At 66.0% G+C, this 8,455-nt stretch carries 9 protein-coding genes and 3 pseudogenes; 5 read left to right on the top strand and 7 right to left on the bottom strand.

Annotation, left to right across the window (positions count from 1 at the left end; translation table 11 throughout):
- Positions 1–191 precede the first annotated feature (191 nt).
- Positions 192–1,496 carry a cytochrome P450 gene (locus OG804_RS19410; protein ID WP_328388484.1) on the bottom strand — a complete coding sequence of 435 codons (1,305 nt, stop codon included), beginning with the start codon at positions 1,494–1,496 and terminating at the stop codon, positions 192–194.
- 410 nt (positions 1,497–1,906) lie between these two features.
- On the opposite strand from OG804_RS19410, the gene OG804_RS19405 reads away from it, so the two are divergent.
- Complete coding sequence (locus OG804_RS19405; protein ID WP_328388482.1) at positions 1,907–2,797, top strand: NAD(P)-dependent oxidoreductase; 891 nt, start codon at positions 1,907–1,909, stop codon at positions 2,795–2,797.
- 63 nt (positions 2,798–2,860) lie between these two features.
- On the opposite strand, the gene OG804_RS19400 is transcribed toward OG804_RS19405, so the two are convergent.
- Together OG804_RS19400 and OG804_RS19395 are read right to left on the bottom strand one after the other, a co-directional pair.
- A complete protein-coding gene (locus OG804_RS19400; protein WP_328388480.1) occupies positions 2,861–3,205 on the bottom strand; it encodes an ester cyclase in 345 nt (114 codons plus the stop codon).
- Entirely contained in the window at positions 3,202–3,639 is a 438-nt protein-coding gene (locus OG804_RS19395; protein ID WP_328388478.1) for a MarR family winged helix-turn-helix transcriptional regulator, read from the bottom strand. Before OG804_RS19395 ends, OG804_RS19400 begins: the two co-directional genes overlap by 4 nt.
- 125 nt (positions 3,640–3,764) lie before the next feature.
- Here OG804_RS19395 and OG804_RS19390 point away from each other — a divergent pair, with 125 nt between their 5' ends.
- A complete protein-coding gene (locus OG804_RS19390; RefSeq protein WP_328388476.1) occupies positions 3,765–4,214 on the top strand; it encodes an SRPBCC family protein in 450 nt (149 codons plus the stop codon).
- 97 nt (positions 4,215–4,311) lie between these two features.
- Here OG804_RS19390 and OG804_RS19385 read toward each other — a convergent pair.
- Positions 4,312–4,548 (bottom strand): annotated as a pseudogene (locus OG804_RS19385) (GNAT family N-acetyltransferase); the annotation flags it as partial.
- Between the two features lie 343 nt (positions 4,549–4,891).
- On the opposite strand from OG804_RS19385, the gene OG804_RS19380 reads away from it, so the two are divergent.
- The 3 genes from OG804_RS19380 (at position 4,892) to OG804_RS19370 (ending at position 6,850) form a co-directional block, all read left to right on the top strand.
- Entirely contained in the window at positions 4,892–5,242 is a 351-nt protein-coding gene (locus tag OG804_RS19380) for a PadR family transcriptional regulator (protein ID WP_328388474.1), read from the top strand.
- Entirely contained in the window at positions 5,179–6,222 is a 1,044-nt protein-coding gene (locus OG804_RS19375; protein WP_328388472.1) for a permease prefix domain 1-containing protein, read from the top strand. Before OG804_RS19380 ends, OG804_RS19375 begins: the two co-directional genes overlap by 64 nt.
- 322 nt (positions 6,223–6,544) lie before the next feature.
- Positions 6,545–6,850 carry an imine reductase family protein gene (locus OG804_RS19370; RefSeq protein WP_328388470.1) on the top strand — a complete coding sequence of 102 codons (306 nt, stop codon included), beginning with the start codon at positions 6,545–6,547 and terminating at the stop codon, positions 6,848–6,850.
- Between the two features lie 65 nt (positions 6,851–6,915).
- Here the strand turns inward: OG804_RS19370 and OG804_RS32375 are convergent.
- From OG804_RS32375 to OG804_RS19365, 3 genes and pseudogenes are all read right to left on the bottom strand, one after another.
- A pseudogene (locus tag OG804_RS32375) lies at positions 6,916–7,272 on the bottom strand (GNAT family N-acetyltransferase); the annotation flags it as partial.
- Positions 7,273–7,297: 25 nt separating this feature from the next.
- A pseudogene (locus tag OG804_RS32370) lies at positions 7,298–7,444 on the bottom strand (GNAT family N-acetyltransferase); the annotation flags it as partial.
- Between the two features lie 13 nt (positions 7,445–7,457).
- A complete protein-coding gene (locus tag OG804_RS19365; protein WP_328388468.1) occupies positions 7,458–8,432 on the bottom strand; it encodes a helix-turn-helix transcriptional regulator in 975 nt (324 codons plus the stop codon).
- Positions 8,433–8,455: the final 23 nt, after the last annotated feature.

Raw genomic sequence — 8,455 nt, 5'->3', positions numbered from 1 at the left:
CCGGTTACCGGGTGGGGTCGCGAACCCCACCCGGTCCGGCCGGCCCGGCGGTCTTCACCGCCGCCGGTCGGCGCGCGGTTCCACCATCGGGCAGGAAGCGAACGCGTACTGCGCGGGCGACCGCAGCCCCGCGCCGCCGCGGACGAGCCGACCGTGGGAGTTGCGCGCGGACCGCTCGAACGGGTCCTCCCTCAGCCGGCGGTCAGGTGGCTGCGGACGCGCGGTCCGGTGTGCGCGGGGAGGTGCTCGTAACCGTGCAGGGTGAACAGCGGCCGCCGGGTGGGCGGATCGGTCAACCGCAGGTCCGGAAAAGTCTCGAACAGTGCGCGCAGGGCGTGTGCCGCTTCCATCCGGGCCAGTCCGGCGCCCAGGCACACATGGATTCCACTGCTGAAGGAGAGATGGTTCTTGGCATTGTCCCGGGTGATATCGAAGCGGGCCGGGTCGGTGAAAACGGCGGAGTCGCGGTTCGCGCCCGCCAGTGACAGCACCACGATCGATCCTTTGCGCAACCGCGTCCCGCCGATCTCCACCGTGGTGCGGGTGGTGCGCGCGGTCGATTGCACCGGCGGATCGATCCGGAGGATCTCCTCCACCGCGTTGGGCCAGAGTTCGGGCTCCGCGCGCAACCGGTCCAGCTGGCCGGGATGGCGGAGCAGCCAGACGATGCCCTTCCCGATTAGGTTCACCGTCGTTTCGAAGCCCGCGGCCATGAGCAGGGTCGCCGACGCGCACAGTTCGTAGGTGGACAGATCGCCCGCGGCGACCAGGCTGCTGAGGATATCGTCACCGGGTTCGGCGCGCAGGCGCTCGACGTGCTCGACCAGATACCGGTACACCCGCTCCGAAGATTCCATCGCCTGCTGATGCGTCCGCCAGGAGATCCCGATATCCAGCAACGGACTGATGTCGTCGCCCCAGCGCAGGAACATCTCGCGGTCGGAGTCCGGGAATCCGAGCATTTCGGAGATGATGGCGATGGGGACCTGCGCCGCGTACCGCGCCACCAGATCGGTGGGCCCGTCGTCGGGGAGTGCCGCGAGCAGTTCGTCGGTGACCGTCTCGATCCGGTCGCGCAGCCGGGCGACGGCCCGCGGGGTGAAGGCCGCGGCGATCGGTTTGCGCATCCGGGTGTGCTCGGGCTGGTCGATCACCAGCATCGACGGCGGATCCACCGGATTCGGCGGGAGGGGCCGGCGGTCCAGTATCCGCCGCAGCGGCCGCGGCACACCGAGAACGGTCGGCATGCCGGTGCCGAAACGGTTGTCGCGCAGTATTTCTCGTACCAGGTCGTGATCGAATGCGGTCCACACCGGAAGGGTCCGGCGCAACCCACCGTCCCCCCGCATCTGCTCGATGAGAGCGTAGGGGTTCTCGATTCCCTCCGAGCTGCCGTTCAATCGCGCGAACAGATCGCCACGACGCAGCAGTGCCTTCTCGAACAGGCGAACCACCCCGTGATTGTTGACCCACCGATATATGTACTGCGGTTTCATCGAGCCCCTCCATCGTCGAACCGTCGCGTCCTTGTGGTCGTTACGGATATCACAGGCATCGTCGAGCCCGCCGCGGTGGTTACTCGAGATCGTGCCTGGTCCGAGAGGGCGGCACCGCCCGTCATCCGAAAGCTGCGACGGCGGAGCGGAATCGAATTCTGTGCGGCCTGCGACCGGTAGTGCGCCGCGCCGCAGGCGATACTCGACCACCCACCGCTCGCGGTCCGCACCGAGTTCGCGGTGTCGGGCGGGTGGCGCGGTCGGACGGTCAGCGGCTCTCGATGCTTACCGATATGTAAGTAGCCCACTAATTAGTGGGTACTTGTCGTCGCGGTCGCGGCCCTCGAGAATCGTTACCGGCGCGCCCCACACCACCCGAGCGATTTTTGAGCCATACAGGAGTGCAGGCAGTGACGAGTTCTACGCAGACGACGGTGACCGTGCTCGGCCTGGGCGCGATGGGCCGAGCCCTGGCCGCGGCGTTCGTCGCGGCCGGACACCCGACCACCGTATGGAACCGCAGTCCGGGGAAGGACGCCGATCTCATCGCCCGCGGCGCGACGAGCGTCGCGACGGCGGCGGAGGCGGTGCGGGCGAGTGATCTCGTCGTCGGGTGCCTGTTCGATCACGGATCGGTGCACGAGGTTCTCGACCCCGTTGCCGGGCTCCTGGCCGGGCGCCCCCTGGTGAATCTCACGAGCACCGAACCGGCCGGCGCCCGGGAACTGGCTACCTGGGCGGCCGCGAACGGCATCCCCTTTCTCGACGGCGGCATCATGGCCACTCCCGAGATGATCGGTCGGCCCGGCTCGGCGCTGCTCTACAGCGGATCGTCCGATGTCTTCGACACATTCCGCGACGTGCTCGAATCACTTGGTACCGCCGAGTATTTCGGCGCCGACGCCGGTCGGGCGTCGCTGGTCGATTTCGCTCTGCTCTCCGGCATGTACGTGATGTTCGCGGGCTATTACCACGGTGCGGCCATGGTTCGCGAGATCGGCATGTCCGCTGAGGAGTTCGGCAATCGCGCCGCCTCCTGGCTCGCGGCGTTGCTCCCGTCGTTGCCCGCGGCCGGGGCGCAGATCGATACGGGCGACTACTCGCAGGTGTTGCAGCCGCTGACATTCACCAAGGCCGCGCTGGACGCCATCGTGTCGGCCAGCCGGGACGCCGGGGTCGATCTCGATATCGTCGGCCCGGTCCGCGATCTCGTGGACCGGCAGATCGCGGCCGGGTACGGTGCGCAGAGCTCGGAGCGGGCCTTCGAAAGCCTGAATCCACGTCCGCGTATCGCGTCCTGACCGCGTGCGGAGGTCGACAAGGAAGAAGCTCCGGCCCGGCATTGTGCTGCCATCTCACTCGGATCAGTTGTCGCGGTCCAGGGAGGACAGGCCCCAGAGTTCGGCGATGCGGCCGTCACGAATTGCGAATATTTCCATCATGGTCGGAGGTTTCCGGCCGGGGATGCCGTGCACGCTGGTACGTGTAGCAACGCGATCGCGTTCGATGATCATGTCCTCGACGACGACACGGACGGCGGGGAAGGCCTGGTGGAATCGTTTCCATGCCTGGGCGACGCTGCTCGGGCCGGTGGCGTCGAGTGGGTGGCTGTAGAAATCCTCGGTGAATATCTCCTGGGTCGCGGTGTAGTCGCGTGCGTTGAATGCTTCGTACATGCGTCGGGCGGTGGCCTGTGGGTCGTTCGTCATGTCTTTTCCTCGGCGATGGTGGCGTTCGTGCGGACGCGCCGTAGCACGTCCATGACGATCTGCTGGTGCTCGACGCTGACACCGTCGAGCAGCCGGTGCTGGTATTCCTGGTGTGCGTGGTCCAGTTCGCCGGCGAGTCGTTCGCCGGTCGGGGTCAGGACCGCCAGGGTGTAGCGATTGTTGTCGGGATCTACTCGGCGGGTGACGAGTCCTTCGGCCTCGAATTTCTTGACCAGTCGCGTGATGGTCGCGGCATCCGCCCCCAGCGCCTGTCGCAGGTTGCTGTGGCTGGTCTCGCCCTGCCATCGAAGCCGCATCAGGAGTTGTAGTCGTTGCGCACTGATTCCGATCTGGCCTGCGAATGCTTGACGTAACTGCGTTGAGGTGGTGGCGAGGTCATGGAAGAACTGGTCCTCATGTGCCGAGCTGCTCACGGTTTCATTGATACCCTCAACTCTTGATCAGGTCAACATTTGATGAGGCTTGCCGAACGCATGCTGTCGGTGTCTCCTCAACGCTGGTGACTCGCCGGCAACCTCGCGCAAGTACGGTTCCCGCTATGCACGTATCCACATCCAGCGTCCGTATCAAAGCCCCCCGCGAGCTCGTGTGGGCGATACTCACCGACCCTGCCTATGTCGCGCAATGGCAATACGGCAGTGTCCTGAGCACCGACTGGTCCGTGGATTCTCCGATTCGTTTCACCAACGAGTGGGAAGGAAACACATTCGAGCAGTGGGGGACTGTGCTCCTTGTCGACGCTCCCGCGCAATTGCGGTACTCCATGTTCGCTCCCCGCCCAGACCTCGAAGACAAGCCGGAAAACTACTTCACGATGGGCTACGCGCTCGAAGACGACGCGGGTGCGACCAATTTGACGATCACCCAGGAAGACCCCCGCGTGAGCGCGGGTGAGCATGCGGACAGCGATGACGAGGAAAACCCCGTGCTCGCCGCACTGAAGAACCTCGCCGAGTCCGTGGCGGCAACATCGCCGGCCGGACACTAGCTCCCATACCACCTGTGCGACCCCTCAGATCGTGAGCGACCCCCGCCGCTGATGGTTTCGTGATGGGCGGTACGCCACAGGACAGTGCTTCCTCGAGGACGGCCGCTGCGGCCTCGCTCGCGAATCCGCGTCCCTGATGGGACCGGCGGATCTCGTAGCCGATCTCGGGTTCCGCGCCTGTACGTCCGGCGAAGAGGCCGCAATTTCCCAGGAGCAGTCCCGTGGCGCGGTCTCGGACCGCGTACCACAGCAGCCCGGACCGCGCTCGGCTCGCCATGTGGCGTATCCGATCACGGGCCGGGCGGCTCGGTCCCCGCTGAGACCCGTCGCGCATGCCACCCGGCCTAGGCAGGTGATGCTATGGCTGGCTACGCCCGCGTTCGTGTAAACCCGTCCACGAACCATCACCGATGCCCAGTGGGCTGTGATCCAGCCGCTGCTACCACCGCGGCCGACCGCACGGCCGAACCGGGCGGCCGCGACAGCATTCACGCAGGGTCATCATCGACACCATCCCATACGTGCTGGTCAGCGGGTATGCATGGCGGCTGGCGCCACATTATCCAGCGCTCTGCATCGTGACGGCAATTCCGACAGCCCAAAGAACTGCGAGCGCCATCGTCCTGTGCATGTAGTGCCTGTTGCGATACTGTGTGTCACACACTATCGTGTGTGGCATGGTCGACGCAGAGTTGATTACCAGCCACAGCCAGGAGGTGCGACGTGGTTCCGTCGTCGTCGCCAGTCTCTTGATGTTGCGCAGGCCCGGCTACGGCTACGGCCTACTCGAGGCGCTGGCCGGTGCGGGGATCGCGGTCGATGCCAACACCCTGTATCCGCTACTGCGCCGCCTCGAGAAACAAGGGCTATTGGTCAGCGAGTGGAACACCGACGAGTCACGCCCGCGGAAGTTCTACCAAGTCTCCGAATCCGGAGAGAAACTCGCGGCGACGCTCCTCGACGAGTGGACCGCCATCGGAAAAAGCCTGCAGACAATGGAATCCGCCACCCAGAAAGGCACGTCATGACGCTGACCGATCGATACGTCGCTGCGACCCTGCGCAGCGTTCCCGCAGACGCCCGCGATGACATCGACCGCGAACTGCGCGGTTCGATCACCGACGCGGTCGACGCGAAGGTGGAAGCCGGCACCGAACCGGCAGCCGCCGAGGTCGCGGTGCTCACCGACCTCGGAGATCCGGATCGTCTCGCGGCCGGATTGGCGGGCCGGTCCCTGTACTTGATCGGTCCCGAGCTCTTCCTCGGTTGGCGACGACTCCTCAAAGGTCTCCTGTGGATCGCGCTCCTGCCAGGGATTGCGGTTTTGGCACTCGACATCATCGACGGCTCGTCCGCAGGTGCGGCGATCGGGGGCGCTGTCTGGTCGACCGTGATGGTGGCGCTGCAGATCGCGTTCTGGACAACCCTCGTGTACGCGGTGCTCGAACGCAGCGGCCGGCGTCGGGAAAACCCCGCTGGGGCGTGGTCGGTCGACAACCTTCCGGATACCGATGAGGATCGCGGGATCTCGCTGGTAGAGACGGTGTTCTCGGTGGGTGTCGCCCTCATTCTCATTGTTGCTGCCCTGTTGCAGCGCGAGTTCTCGGCCTATCGGGATGCCGGCGGGGCGCCGATCCAGATGCTGGACGTCGACCTGTGGTCGTTCTGGATGCCGGCCTTACTCGGGGTTCTGGGTCTGACCATCGTGCTCGATATCGCTAAATACGCCATCGGCCGCTGGACCACTGTGCTCGCCGCGGTCAACACCGTGCTGAACATTCTGTTCGTCGTGCCCCTGATGTGGCTCGCCACCAGTGGCCGGCTGTTCGAGGCTGCCTATTTCGACGCGGAATTCCCCGGTGACGGAACCGAAGCAATGCGCTTGTTCACACAGGCCGTGATCGCCATCGCGGTCGTTGTGGCCGCGTGGGAAGTCGGCGCAGGCTGGCTCAAGGTGCTGCGTTCGCCTAGTCGAACCGGACTGCCGCCGTTGGTGGGCGCCCACTGAATGCCAGTGCGATAGTGGACTGGCCAAGTAGAAGTCCGGGCCGCGAGGGCTTGGGCCCGGAGTTGCACCGGGCTCGAGCCCTCGAGCTCGTCGAGATGCGTTCATACGGCTTTGAGGACACTCGCCGGGTCACAATCGGCCATAGAGGCTTCCATCGACACCGATCCCGTCGCCTCGACAAGACAGCGTCCTTCGTGATTCACGGAAAAATCACCAGCTGCGGAGACTGCCGGGTGAACCTGGGGACTCCTCAGGTGAGGGCGACGAGTTCTGGAAGAGATTGACAGGGTCTGGAACCTGGCGCTCTACAGCGGATCGTCCGATGTCTTCGACACATTCCGCGACGTGCTCGAAACACTCGGCCTGGCTCGCCGCATTGCTCCCGTCGTTGCCCGCAGCCGGGGCGCAGATCGATACGGGCGACTACTCGCAGGTGTTGCAGCCGCTGACATTCACCAAGGCCGCGCTGGACGCCATCGTGTCGGCCAGCCGGGACGCCGGGGTCGATCTCGATATCGTCGGCCCGGTCCGCGATCTCGTGGACCGGCAGATCGCGGCCGGGTACGGTGCGCAGAGCTCAGAGCGGGCCTTCGAAAGCCTGAATCCACGTCCGCGTATCGCGTCCTGACCGCGTGCGGAGGTCGACAAGCTCGATTCCCGGAGAACGTCGTTCCGCACCACCTGTGCGACCCCTCAGATCGTGAGCGGCCCCCGCCGCTGATGGTGTCGTGATGAAACCAGATAGACCAATTGGCCTTTGTCGTCGGAGCGAATGCTGTGGTGTGCGAATCCGGCCTTCGTCGCGACGCGCAGTGACGCGCAGTTGTGCGGTCGGATCGTCGCCCAGACGCGCGGTACGCCACAGGACAGTGCTTCCTCGAGGACGGCCGCTGCGGCTTCGCTCGCGAATCCGCGTCCCTGATGGGACCGGCGGATCTCGTAGCCGATCTCGGGTTCCGCTGCGCCTGTACGTCCGGCGAAGAGGCCGCAATTTCCCAGGAGCAGTCCCGTGGCGGTCTCGGACCGCGTACCACAGCAGCCCGGACCGCTCTCGGCTCGCCATGCGGCGGTGGATCCACTCCCGGGTCCGGTCCAGCGAAGTGAAGGGGCCGTCGCCGAGGGTGTGCGTCGCGGGGTCGCTGAAGATCTCGTGGAGTTCCTCGCAATCCTCGGGCCGGAACGGCCGTAGCGTCGTTCGCGGAGTGTCGATGTCAGGTTTCATGCGGCGTATCCGATCAGGGGCCGGGCGGCTCTGTCCCCGCTGAGACGGCGGCGGTGACGCGCTGCGCCAGCGCGCGCAGGTGGTCGATGAGTTCGGGGGGTTCGTGGACCTGGAATGCGAAGCCGAAAAGTCCCACGTAGACAGCTATCTCGTCGAGCGAATTAGAGCCCGTATGCAATAGGCAGGACGTCGCGTCGACGGCCTCGATGACGCCGACGGTGGCCGGAATCCGATCGGCGGCGGTCGCCGCCGATACGTGCAGGGTGATCCGGGCCCGGTAGCGGTAGACGGAGGTGCTCACCCCGCGCGAGACGAAACCGGCGGGATCGATATCGGGGGCCGGGCGTGGCTCGAATCGCGGCCCTGTGGGGATGCGGGGCGCCAAGCGGTCGACGCGATAGTTACGCCAGTCGGCGCGGTCGACGTCCCAGCCGATCAGATACCAGCGTCGTCCGGTGTGGACCAGCCGATGCGGTTCGGTGTCACGGCGGGTGGTGGTCCCGTCGTGCGCGCGATAGTCGAATCGCAGCCGGTGATGATCGCGGATCGCGCCCGCTATGGCGGTGAGCGTCTGCGGGTCGACCGGCGTGGTCCCGGCCGCAACGGTCACGGTCGCGGCCTGCAACGCGGTGATCCGGTGGCGTAGGCGAGAAGGGAGTACCTGCTCGAGTTTGGTGAGCGCGCGCAGCGAACTCTCCTCGATGCCCGCGACGGTGCCACCGGCGGCGGTGCGCAATCCCAGCGCGACCGCCACGGCCTCGTCGTCGTCCAGTAGCAGCGGCGGCAGCGCGGCGCCGGCGCCCAGGCGGTACCCGGCCGCGCCGGCGATCGCGTGCACGGGGTAGCCGAGCGTGCGCAGCTTGTCGATATCGCGGCGCACGGTGCGCATATCGACGTCCAGTCGTTCGGCGAGTTCGCGGCCGGTCCAGTCGCGGGGGGTCTGCAGAAGCGAGAGCAATCGGAGCAGTCGGGCGGAGGTCTCGAGCACGTATCCGATTCTTCCGCATTCCT

It is taken from the genome of Nocardia sp. NBC_00416 (genome assembly GCF_036032445.1).
GTDB lineage: Bacteria > Actinomycetota > Actinomycetes > Mycobacteriales > Mycobacteriaceae > Nocardia.
The sequence above is the reverse complement of the archived record's forward strand: the minus strand, read 5'-3'. Positions and strand labels throughout refer to the sequence as shown.